At 37.5% G+C, this 17367-nt stretch carries 16 protein-coding genes; 5 read left to right on the forward strand and 11 right to left on the reverse strand.

Annotated elements, in window-relative coordinates:
* Positions 1–99: 99 nt before the first annotated feature.
* Positions 100–540 (forward strand): cupredoxin domain-containing protein, encoded by a 441-nt coding sequence (locus N7Z68_RS18855; RefSeq protein WP_275120032.1) that lies wholly within the window; start codon positions 100–102, stop codon positions 538–540.
* Positions 541–649: 109 nt separating this feature from the next.
* Here the strand turns inward: N7Z68_RS18855 and N7Z68_RS18860 are convergent, their stop codons facing one another.
* Positions 650–1252 carry a hypothetical protein gene (locus N7Z68_RS18860; RefSeq protein ID WP_275120033.1) on the reverse strand — a complete coding sequence of 201 codons (603 nt, stop codon included), beginning with the start codon at positions 1250–1252 and terminating at the stop codon, positions 650–652.
* Positions 1253–1611: 359 nt separating this feature from the next.
* On the opposite strand from N7Z68_RS18860, the gene N7Z68_RS18865 reads away from it, so the two are divergent.
* Entirely contained in the window at positions 1612–2637 is a 1026-nt protein-coding gene (locus N7Z68_RS18865) for an AimR family lysis-lysogeny pheromone receptor (RefSeq protein ID WP_275120034.1), read from the forward strand.
* Between the two features lie 30 nt (positions 2638–2667).
* Positions 2668–3024: a hypothetical protein gene (locus N7Z68_RS18870; protein WP_275120035.1), complete on the forward strand. Its 357-nt coding sequence runs from the start codon at positions 2668–2670 to the stop codon at positions 3022–3024.
* 66 nt (positions 3025–3090) lie between these two features.
* Here N7Z68_RS18870 and N7Z68_RS18875 read toward each other — a convergent pair whose 3' ends face one another.
* The 4 genes from N7Z68_RS18875 to N7Z68_RS18890 form a co-directional block, all read right to left on the reverse strand.
* Positions 3091–3504 carry an acyl-CoA thioesterase gene (locus tag N7Z68_RS18875; RefSeq protein ID WP_275120036.1) on the reverse strand — a complete coding sequence of 138 codons (414 nt, stop codon included), beginning with the start codon at positions 3502–3504 and terminating at the stop codon, positions 3091–3093.
* Positions 3505–3606: 102 nt separating this feature from the next.
* The gene (locus tag N7Z68_RS18880; RefSeq protein WP_275120037.1) at positions 3607–4773 is read right to left on the reverse strand and encodes an iron-containing alcohol dehydrogenase; all 1167 of its coding nucleotides are present in this window, start codon (positions 4771–4773) and stop codon (positions 3607–3609) included.
* Positions 4774–4932: 159 nt separating this feature from the next.
* Entirely contained in the window at positions 4933–5577 is a 645-nt protein-coding gene (locus N7Z68_RS18885; RefSeq protein ID WP_275120038.1) for a hypothetical protein, read from the reverse strand.
* Positions 5578–6191: 614 nt separating this feature from the next.
* Positions 6192–7130, reverse strand: coding sequence for a manganese-dependent inorganic pyrophosphatase (locus tag N7Z68_RS18890; RefSeq protein WP_275120039.1), 939 nt, complete (start codon positions 7128–7130; stop codon positions 6192–6194).
* A 365-nt stretch (positions 7131–7495) separates the two neighbouring features.
* On the opposite strand from N7Z68_RS18890, the gene N7Z68_RS18895 reads away from it, so the two are divergent.
* Together N7Z68_RS18895 and N7Z68_RS18900 are read left to right on the forward strand one after the other, a co-directional pair.
* Positions 7496–9031 carry a glycine betaine uptake BCCT transporter gene (locus N7Z68_RS18895; RefSeq protein ID WP_275120040.1) on the forward strand — a complete coding sequence of 512 codons (1536 nt, stop codon included), beginning with the start codon at positions 7496–7498 and terminating at the stop codon, positions 9029–9031.
* Positions 9032–9122: 91 nt separating this feature from the next.
* The gene (locus N7Z68_RS18900; protein WP_275120041.1) at positions 9123–9950 is read left to right on the forward strand and encodes a histidinol-phosphatase; all 828 of its coding nucleotides are present in this window, start codon (positions 9123–9125) and stop codon (positions 9948–9950) included.
* Between the two features lie 131 nt (positions 9951–10081).
* On the opposite strand, the gene N7Z68_RS18905 is transcribed toward N7Z68_RS18900, so the two are convergent.
* The 6 genes from N7Z68_RS18905 to yhbH all read right to left on the reverse strand — a co-directional run bounded on the left by N7Z68_RS18905 (position 10082) and on the right by yhbH (position 17305).
* Positions 10082–11458, reverse strand: a complete 1377-nt coding sequence (locus N7Z68_RS18905) for a solute carrier family 23 protein (RefSeq protein WP_275120042.1) — start codon at positions 11456–11458, stop codon at positions 10082–10084.
* A 188-nt stretch (positions 11459–11646) separates the two neighbouring features.
* Entirely contained in the window at positions 11647–12414 is a 768-nt protein-coding gene (locus N7Z68_RS18910; protein WP_275120043.1) for a helix-turn-helix transcriptional regulator, read from the reverse strand.
* A 187-nt stretch (positions 12415–12601) separates the two neighbouring features.
* Positions 12602–12781, reverse strand: coding sequence for an AMP-binding enzyme (locus N7Z68_RS18915; protein WP_275120044.1), 180 nt, complete (start codon positions 12779–12781; stop codon positions 12602–12604).
* A 243-nt stretch (positions 12782–13024) separates the two neighbouring features.
* A complete protein-coding gene (locus N7Z68_RS18920) occupies positions 13025–14347 on the reverse strand; it encodes a helix-turn-helix domain-containing protein (protein ID WP_275120045.1) in 1323 nt (440 codons plus the stop codon).
* Positions 14348–14381: 34 nt separating this feature from the next.
* Positions 14382–15629: a M20 metallopeptidase family protein gene (locus tag N7Z68_RS18925; protein ID WP_275120046.1), complete on the reverse strand. Its 1248-nt coding sequence runs from the start codon at positions 15627–15629 to the stop codon at positions 14382–14384.
* Positions 15630–16135: 506 nt separating this feature from the next.
* A complete protein-coding gene (gene yhbH / locus N7Z68_RS18930; protein WP_275120047.1) occupies positions 16136–17305 on the reverse strand; it encodes a sporulation protein YhbH in 1170 nt (389 codons plus the stop codon).
* Between the last annotated feature and the right edge of the window lie 62 nt (positions 17306–17367).

Below are 17367 nucleotides of genomic sequence, written 5' to 3' on the forward strand. Positions count from 1 at the left end.
TTCTCGTTAACACTTCTTAATAAAGTGAAAAAATAGACAAGTTCCCTCTTACCCATTCATATAGTCTAGTAAGCACACATTTTAAAGGGGGCAATCTGTATGTTAATCATCATTAAAAAAAAGTGGTTTTTTCTTGCCATTGCCGTGCTCTTTATCGGGTTTAGTTGGTATATCTTCAACTCGAGAGCGGTAACTGAAGCAGGATCACAAACTGTAGCGGAAAAGTTTGAAATTCATATGGTGACTAGTGAAATAAAATCTAAAACTGACGATGGAAAGGTCATTGAATCTTATCGCTGGGACCCTGGCACAATCTATGTCCCAAAAGACAAAAAGGTAAGTTTAACAATTTACGGAGTTAACGGAAAGGAACACCCTTTCATCATTGAGGGAACTGACGTAAAAGGCACGGTAAAAAAAGGAGAGGAAACAGTCTTAGACCTTCATTTTACGGAAGAAGGGATTTATCGACTGATCTGTACAGCCCACGCAAACAAAGATCACAACGGACCTATGATTGCCTATATCATAGTTGATTAATACAAGAACAAAAAACCAGCTATACATAGGCTGACTCAGGTAGAATTTCAAATTAAAGAAATGCAAATCCAAGAGTCAGCCTATACTTAGTAAACTATCGAACTTAAATTTAATGAATATACAAATATAACTCCTGGACATTTTGATCAGTTCCATAATGCGTTACATGATATAAAATGCCATCCGCTTCGTTCCCATTGAGATAATAGTCTAAATCATGCATGATACGATGGGCTAATAAGATCCCTTCAACGTCTTGTTCTGTTATTGCTTTTTCAATACAGGCTACAACGTTAAGAATGTCTTGTTCGATATCATTGTCAGAAATGCCCTCGAGTAAAGGTCTTTTCGTATTTACAAGGTTATTCAAATCTTTCGTTCGCTCCGCCCATGAAAAGTTTCGGTGCCCTTGCCACCCTACAGCGACATTTAAAGTACTATGCGAATCAGCAACCACCTGCCTCAACTGAACCATCTCCGCCTCATGAGCAATCTGTTGACTTTCTTCATTCGTAACTTCTTCCCCAGACGTAGCTCCCTCTTCATTTTTAACTTCTTCTCCAGCTTCATCAACAGAAGCAGCCTCTATTTGTTTTTCAGAGACTCCTGCCGTCTTATCGTTATTTTGATGAAAAGTAAGTCCTGTTAAGGCACCAATAATAATTAATAAAACAACCGCGATGCCGCCGTATCCAAAGGTTTTTCTAGACATCCAACCACTCCCTTACATCTGCTTGTCTTTCCACTATAAGGGAATCTAGTAAAGCTCTCAAGAAAAGAAAATCGTACTATAACGCTCCATTTAAACAATAAGTGCCATAGTCCCCTACTTCCATTTTTCTTCTGACAATCCTTCTAACATAGTATTCTATAATTAGTTACAATTTGCTAAAATTCTTCATTTAATTGTCGAAACATTTTCATCATTTTATTCTTATTTACTCACCTTAATGGAATTTTCTAAATTAAATACCAATAAGTCTCTCTACTTTATTGACTTCTGTAAAATCATGGTGGTATATTGAATTTGTGGAATAATTCCAAAAAAACAGATCAAAAGGGCTGATAGAAATGGTTGAAAGTAATCAAGACATCGCAGAATATCTTTCTACAGCAGATGATGTTGAACAGGCAATCCTTAACCTAGACCCCAACTCTCACTTAGCACGAACCGCACTTGAATATGCAATAAACAATAGTATGACTAATGTGCTAGATGAATTAATCGAGAAACTATTGACTAGTGATAATGAAGAAAGTCAGTCCTGGGCGGAAGTGTACCGAATTGATCGAGAGGTAGTAAAAGGGAATTTGAGTTTGATAGAGGCTACGAATAAATTGACTTACATGAAATCTGAGGCGAAAGAGTTAAATGCTCTTCGTAAAATTTTTCAACTATATAACTATCATGACTTAAAGTATTTTGAAATGGTTTCTACTTTAAGTGAATTAGTCCAAGCTGAGATAGAAGAACTAGTTAATGGATATATTAAAAAGTCTTTAATATCTAGGTTAGGACTAGTAATGCAAGCTGTATATTTACACCTAAATGATTTGGAGAAATGCAGGAATTATGGAAATATTATTCTAGATAATGCGGTTACTGAAAAAGCAAGAGGTGTAGCTCTTAGGAACATAGCAAATTCTTATACATTAATAAACTATGATATTGCAATTATGTATTTCAATGAATCAAAAGCACTTTTTCAAAAGCTAGGGCAACATGTTGAACTAACCAACTCCCAAAGAAGTCTTAATTTCGCCCACTGTTATTGGAATAAACAAGAAAACTTTAGTAGAACTTCACCTTATAATGCTCCGGAAGAAATTCAGGGATATGCTTATTATTTAATAAAAAATAAAGAGTACACTCAAGCTGAAAAATTATTAGAACAGCTCCAAACTAATATTACAAATAATTTTCAATTAGGTTTTCAATATTACTACAAAGGACTTATCAAGAATTGTGAAGACTACTTTCTCGAATCAGTTACACACTTTAAAAAAGCTGGTGACTACTACTACCGTAATTTACCTTTAATAGAACTCAAAAAAATAGGTGTAAATAATGTAGTTCTTGATGCCTTACGTGTGTGAACAAATAATGTAATGAAGGAGTAATTTATTATGAAAAAGATTATTGGTTTATTAGTCTTAGTTTCCACTATAGCACTGACTGTTCCCACAAATGAAATCACCACTCCAAGTACCAGTCCGCGAATTCAAAGTGAGCCTGTTAATGTTGCTACTCCAAGTACGAGCCCTCGAATTCAAAGCGAGCCTGTTCTACTTGCTACTCCAAGTACGAGCCCTCGCATTCAAAGCGAGCCTGTTCTACTTGCTACTCCAAGTACAAGCCCTCGCATTCAAAGCGAGCCTGTTCTACTTGCTACTCCAAGTACGAGCCCTCGCATTCAAAGCGAGCCTGTTCTACTTGCTACTCCAAGTACAAGCCCTCGCATTCAAAGTGAGCTACTTATATAAAAAACAAGAGGGAACTCCCCTCTTGTTTTTTATTCTGAACACTTAGCTTTTAAAAATATTCTTCTACTATTCTGTCTCAATTAATTTATCCTCATATAAATGCTCAGACATTACTCCCTTTATCTCTTCAGGTATGGGCTCGGACTTTTGCGTTTCAAAGTTAAAGTTCACATAAGTTGCGTTTCCTTTTGCACAGACCTTACCATCTTGTTGGATTTCCTCATATACTTCAAAACTAGAATTTCCAACCCTAGAGATCCAGGTTTGAACCGTCACAGGTCGTCCATAAAAAATTTGACTTACATACTCGACGTTCATCTTTATAATGACGCAACGCCAATTCGAAAATGATAGGTCGGGAGTAAAGAGACGGAAGATTTCATCCCTCCCCGATTCAAACCAAATTGGAATCGTTGTATTATTAATATGGCCTGCTCCGTCCGTTTCTGAAACTCGTGGTTCAATCACTTTTTCAAACATCCTTTTCACCTCATCCTTTATCTTTTGGTTTTTCAAAGCATATGGTTGGTGTACACGCTGAGTTGATGCTCATTGTGTCAATGTTTCGTTCACATACCGCAGTTAAGACATTTTTCCTTCGTATGCAGCTGAATAAATATTAAAGATATCTTTCCATTCTAACTTTACAGGACTTCTAGCGAGTAATCTTTTTTGCTTCATTGCATCGTCCGTTAACATTTCAAGATGTCTTTGTTCAATGCCATATTCCTTAAGATCGGTTGGAATTTTCAGTTTTTTATTTAGGTGAAAGAGCGTTTGTACACAACTAGTAGACAATTCCTCATTTTTATTTACTGATACATCTTGAGTTAATTTTAAATAAACGTTGGCTAACTTCTCTTTACATCCTTCTTGAATATAGTTCATAACGTAAGGAAGCAACACCGCATTTGACTCGCCGTGTGGCAGCTTAAAGCGATTTCCTAGAGGATAAGCCAGCGCATGAACTCCGCCCACGCCTGCGTTATAAAACGCTAGTCCTGCCATATAACTTGCCGTACTCATCTGCTCTCTAGCTTCTTCATCACTACCATTATTGAATGCACGTTCTAGTGATGCACCAATGAGTTCAATCGCCTTTTCAGCGATCCCGTCAGTCACAGCACTAGAGTTAACTGAAATATAGGCTTCAATGGCATGAGTCAACGCATCAATTCCGGTGGCTGCTGTAATTTTCGGCGGTACCGACATCGTTAAAACTGGATCCACTATTGCTACATCTGAGATTAAATACGGGTGCGTTACAACATCTTTTGTTCCCTCTAATGATAAGACTGCTATATCAGTCACTTCGGAACCTGTTCCTGCTGTCGTTGGTATCATGATTTTAGGTAAGCCTTTATGTTGGACTTGCTTAGTTCCAGTTAAATTTAAATAATCCTTTACTTCTCCTTCGTTCTGAGCTAGCACTGCACCTAATTTAGCTAAATCAAGGGCACTTCCACCCCCTACACCAATAATTAGATCAAATTTTTCTCTTCTTATATAACCCAATAATTTTTCAGCGATATGAAGTGGCGGCTCTGGAACAACATCTGTGTAAATTTCAATGGCACTGGCTGAATCGAGGGATTGAAGAGCTTGGGAACAAATTCCAATATCAACTAAATTCTTCTCAGTGACAACAAGAATTTTACTTCCCCCTAGTTTTTTTACCTCATCATTAAGTTTATCAATTACACCTAATCCAACATGACTGAGTTCAGGGAATATTAGCTTCGACTGCATTTCATTCCTCCTAATTTAAATAGTATTATTAGTTTCTTTCTCGTTTCTTTTCTCTAAATCCTTCTACACTGAAAAAAACAATCGTTCGAGGATACTAGGTATATAAATATGTTTGAGAATATAAAAAAATGAGACTTTACATTAGCCTCATTTTTTCGTCTATTCATTTTGAGCATTTATGTTATATTCACGCTTGTATTCACAATACAGCAAGTACCATTGTAAGCCTCTAACCTCGCTGAGTGTCCTATTGGCATAACGAATAGCTGAAGACCTATCTCCTTTTTTATTGCTTAATTCCGCTAGTAAAGAGGATTTTACCCAACCTTCTTTCAACCGGTCAATAGCAGCTTGTGCATCTTTTAATGATCCCAACTCAATTTCAACACCAATCTTATAGTACTCTTTTATTTTTTCGGGTCGGATATCGTTAAGGGTTTCACTGGCTGCTTTAAAATCGTTATTATAAAAATGAAGGATCGTATGATATAAAGCTTTTTGATGTTTATTATTATGTTTTTTTAGCAATTCTGAAATGGTTTCATCTACATCCTCATCCATCCGGTTACCCAAGGCATAAAACAAATACAACTGCGGGTGATTTTTGTTTTTCAATAAGTACTTCTCAATCGTTTTCTCATTTCTAGATACATAGGCAGGCAAAAGAAGCGGAAGGTACAGAACCATAAATAAGATTAAAAAAATAATGACAAAATAGCTTAGTACTGGATGTACTCCAAGCGCAGTTAGTAATACTGTTAAAATAACACCTAATATAAATGCAATAATAAATTTTAATATCATGGATAGACCTCTTTTTAGATTATTTTCCAAGTGACTTCACCCTGGATTATTAGACGGTGCTTTCCCCTAGGTTTTCCCTTCAGCGTACTTCATTCACTCCGTTTAGCTACTCAGTTCTCCTAATTTTTCCCTCCACCGCTCACGATTCCGCGCTTTCCGTTCACACTTCCTCCTAATTTTTCCCTCTTCCGCTAACGATCCCTCGCTTTTCATTCACACTTTCTCCTAATTTTTCCCTCCACAGCTCCCGATTCCACGCTTTTCGTTCACGCTTTCTCCTAATTTTTCCCTCCACCGCTTACGATTCCGCGCTTTTCGTTCACACTTTCTCCTAATTTCTTCCTCCACCGCTCACCTATCCACTCTTTCACTTGACGCTTTCTCCTGATTTCTTCCTCTATCGCTCGCCATTCAATGCTTTTGATTGCCGTCTTGGAGGGAAAGCATTAATCGATACGCAGGTATGGTGCGATTGTAAGGTTAACTAAGGAGACGTACCACCAACCACAGCCATATCAAACAGAACATGAAAAAGCCGTACAATATTTCAACAGCTTATTCTAAAAAGGCCGACTCAATAGATTGAGTCAGCCGCAAAACGAGAGATTTTTTTATTAAACTTGAACTTCACTTAAAGTTGTCGTTAAGATTGGAACGATTTGTTTCTTACGGGATACAACACCTTTTAATGTTGCTGTGTTGTTTGATAAGGTAACATCGAATGCTTTTTCAACAGCAATTGAAGCTTTACCGATCGCCACACCAACTGAGTCGTTATTCAGAATGTCTGTTACAACAAAAAGGAATAAGTCTAATCCTTTGTCTTCTACAACCTTTGTTAGGGCAGCTTCTAATTCGTCTTGACGTCCTAATACATCATTTGTATCTACGACATTGACTTGAGCAATTTCAACTTTTTTATTACCCATGTCGAATTCTTTTGCATCAAGAGAAATAAGTTCAGAAATTGTCTTCTGACTTAAGTCTGCACCTGCTTTTAACATTTCTAAGCCGTAGCTTTCTAAGTCGACTCCAGCAATTTGCGCTAGTTCACGAGCTGCAGCCACATCTTGATCTGTGCATGTCGGTGACTTTAATAATAAAGTATCTGAAATAATCGCTGATAGCATTAATCCAGCCATCTCTTTCGTTACTTCTACACCATGCTCTTTATGTAATTTATTTAAAATAGTCGTTGTACAACCAACCGGCTCTGCACGATAGTATAAAGGATCACTTGTTTCAAAATTAGCAATTCGGTGATGATCAATGACTTCTAACACGCGAACTTCATTAATATCGTTTGCACTTTGTTGACGCTCATTATGGTCCACTAAGATAACACTCTTTACTTCTTCTGAAACTTTTTCCACTAAACGAGGGACCGCTACTTGAAAATGGTCTAACACATATTGTGTTTCCCCATTAAGTTGACCTAAACGAATAGGCTCAGCGTTCATTCCAAGTTTATTTTTTAAGTTAGCGTAAACAATAGCAGAACAAATTGAATCAGTGTCTGGGTTCTTATGTCCAAAGACAAATACTTTTTCCATTTTTTACTCCTCCTAGCCGTTAGTAGAAATTGACGGAAATCACTCTCATCTCTTTATGATTACCCAAAATATAGTTTATCATATCCCTGCCATCTTTCACTCATAATTTTTCAATTCCTAACGAATTCCAAGGTACTGCGCCTCTCTTATTGTCGAATAATTGGAGCATCATGGAGAATTACGTCTTATTTTGTAGTATTTCTATATGAATAAAAGATAATCAAATACCTCTCTTATTAATTAGTCATTTTCTAGAAATACTCCAATGTATCCTTTTTTATTAATTTACTAGAATATGGTTTACTAGTAATGTGTGGTAATGTGCTTGAAAAAGACAACTTCAAAAATAAAGGAAGTGTATGAATTTGGACAGTAGTGATAGGACAATTTTTAAAGTTTCTGTAGGGATAGCAGCCGTTTTTGTTTTAATAGGGGTGCTTATTCCTAACCAATTAAGTGCTGCTATGGGAGTAGCACAAAGCTTTGTACTCGAGTCGTTCGGCTGGTTTTATCAACTAGTTGCAACGTTTTTCCTCGGCTTTGCTATTTTTATGATCTTTAGTAAGTACGGAAAAATTAAACTTGGAAAACAAGATGCAAAACCGGAATACAGTCGACCGACTTGGTTTGCGATGCTGTTTTCTGCTGGGATGGGAATTGGGCTTTTATTCTATGGTGTTTCAGAACCGATTGCTCACTTTGCAACTCCTCCACTCGGAGACGGAAGTACAGAACAATCTGCCATGTTAGGTATGCGTTATACTTGGCTTCACTGGGGTTTACACGCTTGGGCTATTTATGCCATTGTTGCCTTAGCTCTAGCTTATCAAAAATTTAACAAAGGTGCTCCTGGATTAATGAGTGCGACACTTTACCCTGTGCTTGGTGAAAAGGTGAAAGGTCCAATCGGGCGTACGGTTGATGTAGTAGCCGTATTTGCCACATTATTTGGTGTAGCAGCCTCACTTGGATTAGGCTCACAACAAATCAATGCTGGATTAGAATATCTCATTGGTATTCCAAACAACTTTATGGTTCAGATGGTGATCATGGCGATCATCACTATTCTTTTCATCATCTCAGCAAACACAGGCATTTCACGTGGAATTAAATATTTAAGTAACACCAATATGACAATTGCCACATTATTATTGGTTGCCATGTTAATTCTAGGTCCTACTTTATTTTTACTGAACATGTTTACTACAAGCTTAGGTACGTATGTACAAAATGTAGCTCTAATGGGATTACGAATTTCTCCTTTTGATTCCAATGAAGCGGCTTGGACTCAAGGTTGGACGATTTTCTATTGGGCTTGGTGGATTTCTTGGACACCGTTTGTCGGGATGTTCATTGCTCGTGTATCGAAGGGGCGTACCATTCGTGAGTTTACAGTGGCTGTTCTTCTAGTTCCTTCACTCGTATGTGCTCTATGGTTTACTATCTTTGGTGGAACAGGAATTTATTTAGAATTAATTCAAGGGTTAAATGTTTCTGGTCAAGGTCTTGAAACAGCTTTATTTTATGTGTATCAACAACTTCCGTTTGGAATATTACTTTCGATCTTAACAGTGGCGTTAATTACAACTTTCTTCGTTACATCAGCAGACTCAGCAACTTTCGTTTTAGGGATGCTGACAACAGGAGGAAAATTAAACCCTTCTAGCCGTGTGAAAGTAACTTGGGGAATTATTTTAGTTGCAGCCACCCTTGTGCTTATGGCCTCAGGCGGATTGGCAGGATTACAAACTGCAATTATTGTAAGTGCTCTTCCGTTAACCTTTATCGTCTTAGTGATGTGTTACGGCTTAGTCAAAGCACTTAACCAAGAATTAAGTGAAAGTTCATCGAATAAACCAACGAAAAAAGAAAAGTTATTTTCAAAGAAGACAGCGAGTTAATAAAAAGAGGCTTAAACCATATTTTGGGTTTAAGTCTCTTCTAATATATACTGTTAAATATATGATTTTCTAATTTATGGAGGTGTACTTAATGAATACTAACCATGCAAAAACAACATTTGATTTACATACTCACCATGAACGCTGCGGACACGCGGAAGGTGATATTGAGGCTTATATTCAAGCGGCGATTGAAAAAGATTTAGAAGTGATCGGCATTGCTGACCACGCTCCCTATTTTCATAAAAGCGAAGATCATCCGAGCCCTAGAATTACAATGGCTAAAAGTGATTTCCCGAACTATGTTAATGAAGTGCTTTCCCTAAAAGAAAAATACAGCAACAAAATTCAAGTGCTACTTGGGATTGAATGTGATTTCTTCCCTGGGCAAATGGACAACTATAAGAAGGAACTGCAAAAGTATCCTTTTGATTACATCATTGGTTCTGTTCATTTTGTCGAAAACATTAGTATTTTTAAAAAAGGCCGCTTTGAAGGGCTTACAGAAGAGCAAAAGAGGCAAACAAAAGAAGAATATTACCGGCTGATTGAGCTTTCGGCACGTAGCAGAATGTTTCAAGTACTCGGTCATATTGACGCAATGAAAGGATTTTACCCTGAGTTTTCACAGATTGAAACGGAGGCGATCGAAAAAACACTGCCGATCTTAGCAGCATCCGATCTGGCCATTGAAATTAACACGTCTGGAAAAACCAAAGATGCCGGGGGATGGTATCCATCGGATGAAATTCTAGAACGGGCACGATACTACAACGTACAAGTTACTTTTGGTTCAGATGCGCACACCCCTGACCGGGTCGGGGATGAATTTAATCTTGTAAAACAGCGTTTGAAGGATATTGGTTTTAAAGAATGGGTATATTTTGTTGGTAAAGAGCGACAAAGTGTAAAATTATAATAGTATTTGATGACCAAAGACCTTTCTTAAAACATTAATTAATCACTTAGTAACTGGACCCTGCATTTTTGCACAAAAAAAGCCGTCAATACACTAAGTGTATTGGCAGCTTTTTTGTGTTTTTTCAAAGATTAACTTGCTTTCTCTTCTTCATCGCTCACTTCTTCTTCTTTCTGTTTGGCTTTAAACAAGCTCGTTTTTTCAATTAAGAAGTATAAAATAATACCTGCAATTAATCCGTATGTTGCACCGTGTATTGCTAGAACTACAGCCATGATACCTGCTACCCCGCGTTCGGTTGTTGTGTGAACTTGTTCAACACCAACACTAATACACACATAAGCAGTAATTATTAATGTTAATGATAGAGCAATTGGCAATACTGGCTGAAATAAGCTGACGAGAGGTAAAATAAATAAAGCAATAAACCCAGCAATCCAGAACGTTCCTATCCCACTATGAATGGAATCCATTGCTTTTCGCCCGTGCATATAGCGTTCTACTACTGTTGCTTGAACAGGTGTCCATAACGGTCCAGCTAATCCAGGGTATGGAGCAAAGAATGCATGCATTAAGTTACGGATGGATGTAACAAGGTGAACACGATTTACGTTTGTATCAATGAGTTCGTCCTTACGCTTCGCATCCGCACGTTGCAAAAGTGTCTTACCGACAATAATGTCACCAAAAGCAATAATATAGGCAATAATCGCTGTTGGCACTGCCATTAAAAATATTTCATATCCAGGAAAACCAACTGCAAATGGCAGATAACTCCACATTCCAATAAAGTCAGGCTTCGTAATTCCCCATTCTACATTGGCTAGCGGATATTCACTGAACATCCAACCGATAACCATCGCAATAATCATTGCTGGAACAAGACCATAGTCGGCAATCGATTTAGCCAGTTTATTTTTTTCTACTAACTGTTTAAAAGATAAAGAGAATAAAATATAAAAAGCAATTAAACTTCCGATAATTAAAGAAATTGGAGTATTCATTAATCGGCCGCCGTGTTGAATCTCACCCATTAGTGCAGCAAGTCCTGCTCCAATCAAAATACCGGCTTTTAATGAATTAGGAACAAGCTCTACTAACCTGCCTCCTAACTTTGTAATTCCCATGATAAAAAAGATCGCAAATACAATGAATTGTAAAGCAAATAGGGCTTGAATAGCTTGTGGGCCAGGCTCAAAATTCCCTAAAAAGAGTAATACAACTGGAATAGCAGGTGTAATCCAACCTGGTACCATCGCTACCCCTAAAAGTGTAGGAAGCATAAACCCAATGCCTCCGATTACAATGTAGGCCAAGGCTACTTGATAAGGAAGACCTAAATATTCTGTTAATAACGGGATCATCCCCAAGCTTACAACAAACATAATTAGTGCTTGAAGGAACTCTGCTTTCTCCCATCTGTAATGGACAAAAGGTAATCTTACTTTAAACGGTCCTACTGGCCAATATGGCTGTTCCTGTCCTTCTTTCCTTTCATAAATCGGCATACTTTTCCTCCACTCTCCATTTTAGTTTTATCTCACTTAGTAAAACGCTTTCAAAATATCAGATAACGTAATCTAGTAAGATAGAGACTTTTTAGTATATTATTTTTTTATAATTTTAATTTTAAGAAAATTCAAGTTATAGTTGTTTTAATTTTTTGAGATCTTCTCTTTAAATTTTTTGCTTATTTTCATTGGGCATTTAATTTTGTAAATAAATTACGATATTCACTAGGAGTAATACCTTCTAGTTTTTTAAACGTAGTTGAAAAATAAGTTGCACTTGAAAATCCATGATTACAAGCAATAACTTCAATTGGTAACAACGTCGTTTTTAATTGGTTTTTAGAACGGTCCACTCGATACCTCATTAAATATTCGACATAGTTATAACCTGTCTCTTCTTTAAACAGACGACTAAAGTGAGATGGACTTAGATAAACTAGATTAGAGACTTCTTTTAGAGTAATTGATTCATAATAATAGAGTTGAATAAACTTTTTTGCAGTCTCTATTGGGTTAGCAAGATCCGTTTCAAAGGTATCGTTGGCCGAGCTTCTTTTTTGGAAAATGTGTTCATTACTCCTTACTGCATCTTGTGAAAGGATTCGACTGAAAGTAGACATTAATTCACTTTTAACGACTGGTTTTAATAAATAGCCAGCAAATCCAGCATTAATACATCTTTGAACTGTATCAAACATTTCTAGATGAGTAAGTACTACGATCGGCAAATGTGGATACATTTCTAACACCTTCTTACCAAAACCTATTCCATCCTCATCAGGTAGAGATACATCTAAGAACAGTAAAGACGGTTTGTGCTGTCTTAATATCTGCATCGCTTCAGCAGCAGTTTCTGCTGATTGAATGGAAAAATAGTGATACGGAGTTTCTTCTAAATTTGACTTAATCATTTGCTTACTTCCAGTATCATCAACTACTATAATATCTGCCATTATACATCTCCTTTCTACTTTTTAGGTTACTTTTACTTGCTTAAAAACCAAGATAATTTAAATAGGTTAAAACTTTAAAAAGTTTAGGGACAATATTATATTTTTCTTTTATTTCTCCCTTAATATCTTTCCTGTTGGGCTCTTTGAAATATGATCTAAAATAACGTACTTCCTTGATCGTTGGTAACTAGTCGTGATATTTACAAAACCGATCTAACTCTTTAAAGCTGATTGAGCAGTCGCTCGGCACAATATATGCTACTGCCATTTTGACCCATCGTTCATCCTCTACTCCAATAATAGCTTCACTAACTTTTGGATGTTCTACTAATACTTTTTCACATTTATAAATTAATTCTTTAGACATTGATGCACCAGAATGAACTAAAGTATGTAAAGATGATAAGTTAACTTACGGTTATTATCAACTATAGCAACCGGCTGGGACTCCTTTCAACTGAAAATTCGAAAAATTTTTTCGAGTTCAATTTAATTCCCCATATATAGTACAATTAAAAAACCCGTTGCCAAAATTTAAATATTTTGTGAAACGGGAGTCAGGCATCATAGTAATTAGTTTATACAATTTGTAGGTTGAAGACAACGCAAATTATTGAAAAAGCAATTCATACACTTTTCTCGGGCGCCCTCGGTTCCCGACTTGTTCTTCTCTATCGACTTTGGCTAAGCCAAGCTTTTCTAGCTCGGTAAGGATCCGGCGTGCATTTCGTTCGGTTCGGTTCAACCATAACGCCACTTCATTCGCCGTAACCACATTTTTCTTATACCGGTGTGAAACGGCTTCTAATTTTGAGATTACTTTTGGGCTGAGCTGTACTTCTTTAAACTTCTGTTCCCAATCTCTTCCCCACTTCCGTTCAGTGTAAGAAATCTCGGTTTCATTCTGTTTCACATACTCATGCACTTCTTTTTTTTCATTCACACTTACGATGATTGGTTCCGTATATTCCCGCGCCTGTCTTAACGCGAGACGAACATTTTGTTCTGCATCATATGCTGTTAACCCGTAACCAATTCCAACTCGAATGTGAAGCCTGCTTTGTAAAAATACGTCATCTAACAAAGTAAAACGGGTGCTGTCGTTAAAACGAAAGTCCACTTCACCTCTTGTCGTATATACAAAAAAGAGCCCGTCACCGATTTGTACAAAAGATCCTTGAACATTTTGTGCGTGCTGTAAAAGTACATGCTTGAGGTCCAGTTCTTTATGTTTCATCTCATAGGAGTAATAATGCTCTTCTAAGCTCGTACCCGAATGGATGACTTCAATACCTAAGATCGCAATCTGAGAGTGACGGTACCAACTCGATTGTCCTCTTTCTTTTAGCAAAGTTAGAACTTTTTTTACTGATGACTCCGACGGGATGACTCGATAACAAGGAATCCCTAACTTTTGTAATTGAATATGTACTTCTTTAATACAAGTTACAGCTACTTTGCTTTTCCCTTCTTCATATAGCTTGTGATGAAACTTTATAATATCTTCCGCTGGTTCATATCCGGAATACGAGTAGGAATAAATGTTTAATCTTTTTAACGAATGAGCATTTTGAATTTGCATAATTTCTTCTTGCTGTATCGTATCTAAACTTAACTCGTTCACATTATTTCCTTCATGAATTAAAATCTCTAGAAAGGTCCCTAATAAACTCGAACCGTGCAGCGTTAAATAAGTAGCATCTTCTGCTCGAATTAACCCTTTATTCAAGGCAAAGTAATAAGGAGCTTGTCCAGAAAACAACCATTGGTCAACACGGCCAACATTGTCTTGAATAATTTGTTCCGCTTCCTCTGTTTTGTCATAAGAAAACGGGACAAGCTCCATATTTTCATTTCTCGAAAATTCTTCTGCAAAATATAAAATCTGCTGTACAGAATCTTCAGGTCCTACAATTGCAATACGTACTTTCATCTTTCCACCTGCTCTATCAGACGATTATAAAATATCATTTATAGTTAGCCACTTTTTTTAATAAAGGTTTAGTATGAAATGTATTGTCTTTAGCCTTTAATTCATAAAGCGTATCTAAAGCAATTTGTGCCATAACTTCCATTCCGAGTGGGATCGCCTCTTCATTCAACATAAATTTCGGATCATGAAGCGGTTTTTGTTTTTCTACACCTGGCATAGCCGTTCCTAACCAAAAGTAGGCTCCAGGATATTTTAATAAAAAGCGACTGAAATCTTCTCCACCTAAACAAGGTTCGACAACCGGAGTTGAATTAGCACCTAATAGCTCTTGAACAGTGTCTTTAACACGTTGCGCCCACTTTTCGTCGTTAACAGTCGCGGGGTAACCATCATAATACTCAATCGTCGCTTTAGCCCCCATTGATTCAGTAACTCCACGAACAATAGAAAAGAACCGGTCTTTTACCATTTCTTTCGTTTCATTTTTAAATGTTCGAATCGTTCCTTCAAAGGTCACTTTATCAGCCACTACATTATACCGATAACCGCCCTCTATCCGGCCAATGGTTAACACGGTCGAGTCTACAGGATTTACATTGCGGCTTACGATCGTTTGTAAGTTCGATATCACCGTATTTGCAACAATGATCGCATCTACGGTTTGATGGGGCATACTAGCATGTCCTCCTGCACCCTCAATTTCAACTTTAAAACGGTCGGAAGCCCCCATCATCGGACCTGGACGAACTCCGATTTGACCGACTGGGAGATCCGGCCACACGTGCTGCGCAAAAATGACATCAGGTGTATGGTCTGCAAAAACTTGATCATCCATCATCGGGCCCGCGCCGCCAATTGGAGTAATTTCCTCAGAAGGTTGAAATACAAGTAATACTTTCCCGTGAAGCTGACCTTTTACATTATTTAATAAACGAGCTGCCCCTAACAGCATTGCCACATGCGCATCATGTCCGCATGCATGCATTTTTCCATCAATTTTAGATACAAACGGCAGATCTGTTTCCTCCGTAATTGGCAATGCGTCCATATCCGCTCGAATTGCAACCGTCTTACCAGGAAGGCTCCCTTCGATCACACCTAATACACCCGTCGCTGCATAGCCTGTTGTATACGGAATTTGATATTCATCTAGCTTCTGCTGAATTTTTTTTGACGTCTCATTTTCCTCACCGCTCACTTCCGGAAACTGATGAAACAAACGTCTTAATTGAATTATTTCCTGTGCCAGCTTCTCACCTTCACCCTTTAAAATCAGTCTCATGACATCTTCTCCTCGTTGCTTTGACTTATGTATATAAGGCTGGATTTCTTACGCTTAACGGAAATTACTAATGTATAAACCTCTTTACTATTATTAAAGGAAACTTTCCTTTATACTTCCTTTATTATAACTGATCTTCTCTTAAAACAAAAGGGATCGACATTGGCTTTTTTCATAAGAACAGTGCAAGCGCCCATTTTGTGACGTACGCACTGGAGTACAACGTGTGAGAAAAAAGAAACACGGTGAATGTTGGTAAGAAGATGTTGAAGGAGGTGAGCGAAATCTCGCTGAGCGCAGGAGTTAGACATCTTCGAATGTTATACTCCCTCATTAAAGATAAAGGGGCAATTGGAAAGTTTACTTGGAAGCGGTATTCCAAACAGTTGTCCACTGCGTCAAATGTATTTCTTTGATACAATTTTTAAATTTTATATTGAACAAAAAAACTACTTGCATTCTATAAGAATACAAGCAGTCGATAAAATGTTACCCTAACTATTATTCTACGCCATGACGCCCGTTTCTTCTTTTCTAAAGAAACTCTTCATCGCGTGAAACACATCCGCTTTTTCCTTTAAAATGAAATAACGGAAACGCTCATCTTTAATATTTTTGTACGCTGACATTAATGTAGAGTGTCGGCTATACTGATTGACTTCACCATAACCAAACATGCTTGAAACACTCATCAATTCATTGACTAGCTTTAAGCAACGCGCGTTATCTGATGTTAAGTTATCTCCATCCGAAAAGTGGAATGGATAAATATTGTAGCGCTTTGGATCGTATTTGTTATCAACGAGTTCCAGTGCTTTGCGGTAAGCAGATGAACAAATCGTTCCTCCGCTTTCCCCTTTTGAGAAAAAGTCCTCTTCAGAAACGACTTTTGCCTCTGTATGGTGAGCAATAAATTCGATATCTACCGTTTCATACTTCGTCCTCAGGAAGCGAGTCATCCAGAAGAAAAAGCTCCGAGCCATATACTTTTCCCAACGGCCCATACTTCCACTCGTATCCATCATTGCTAAAACAACCGCTTTTGACTCCGGCTTTACTTTCTCACTCCACGTTTTAAAGCGTAAGTCATCGTTGTAAATAGGAACAATCCCTGGTCTTCCTTCTAACGCATTTCTTTTAATAGCCGAAAGAATTGTTCTTCGTTTATCAATATTGCCCATAAGCCCTTTTCTACGGATATCATTAAATTCAATTTCCTCTACGATAATTTCATCTTGTTCTTTTCTTTGCAAGTTTGGCAGTTCCAGCTCGTTAAATAACATTTCCTGCACTTCCATGATTGAAACTTCTGCCTCGTAATAATCTTCCCCAGCCTGATCCCCTGCACCTTGCCCTTTTCCTGGCCCTTGTTGACGAGCAGCATTCGGATCTCTTGCTACGACATCCCCTACTTTACTGTCACCTTTCCCTTGACCAACATGTTTGTTTTTGTCGTAATTGTAACGTATTTTATATTCATCAAGTGACCGAATAGGAATTTTAATAACCTCTCTACCGTTGGACATGATAATGTTTTCTTCACTTACTAGGTCTGGTAGGTTTTTTCGAATTGCATCTTGGACTTTTTCTTGGTGTCTTCGTTGATCTTGGTATCCTTTACGGTGGAGGGACCAATTCTCCTTTGAAACGGCATAATTGATATTGTTTTTTTTCACTTCATTCCCCTCCTTGATTTTTTACTCTCTCTACATTACTTTTTCAAAAGTCAATTTTCTAT

It is taken from the genome of Alkalihalobacterium chitinilyticum, assembly GCF_029028005.1.
Lineage (GTDB): Bacteria > Bacillota > Bacilli > Bacillales > Bacillaceae_F > Alkalihalobacterium > Alkalihalobacterium chitinilyticum.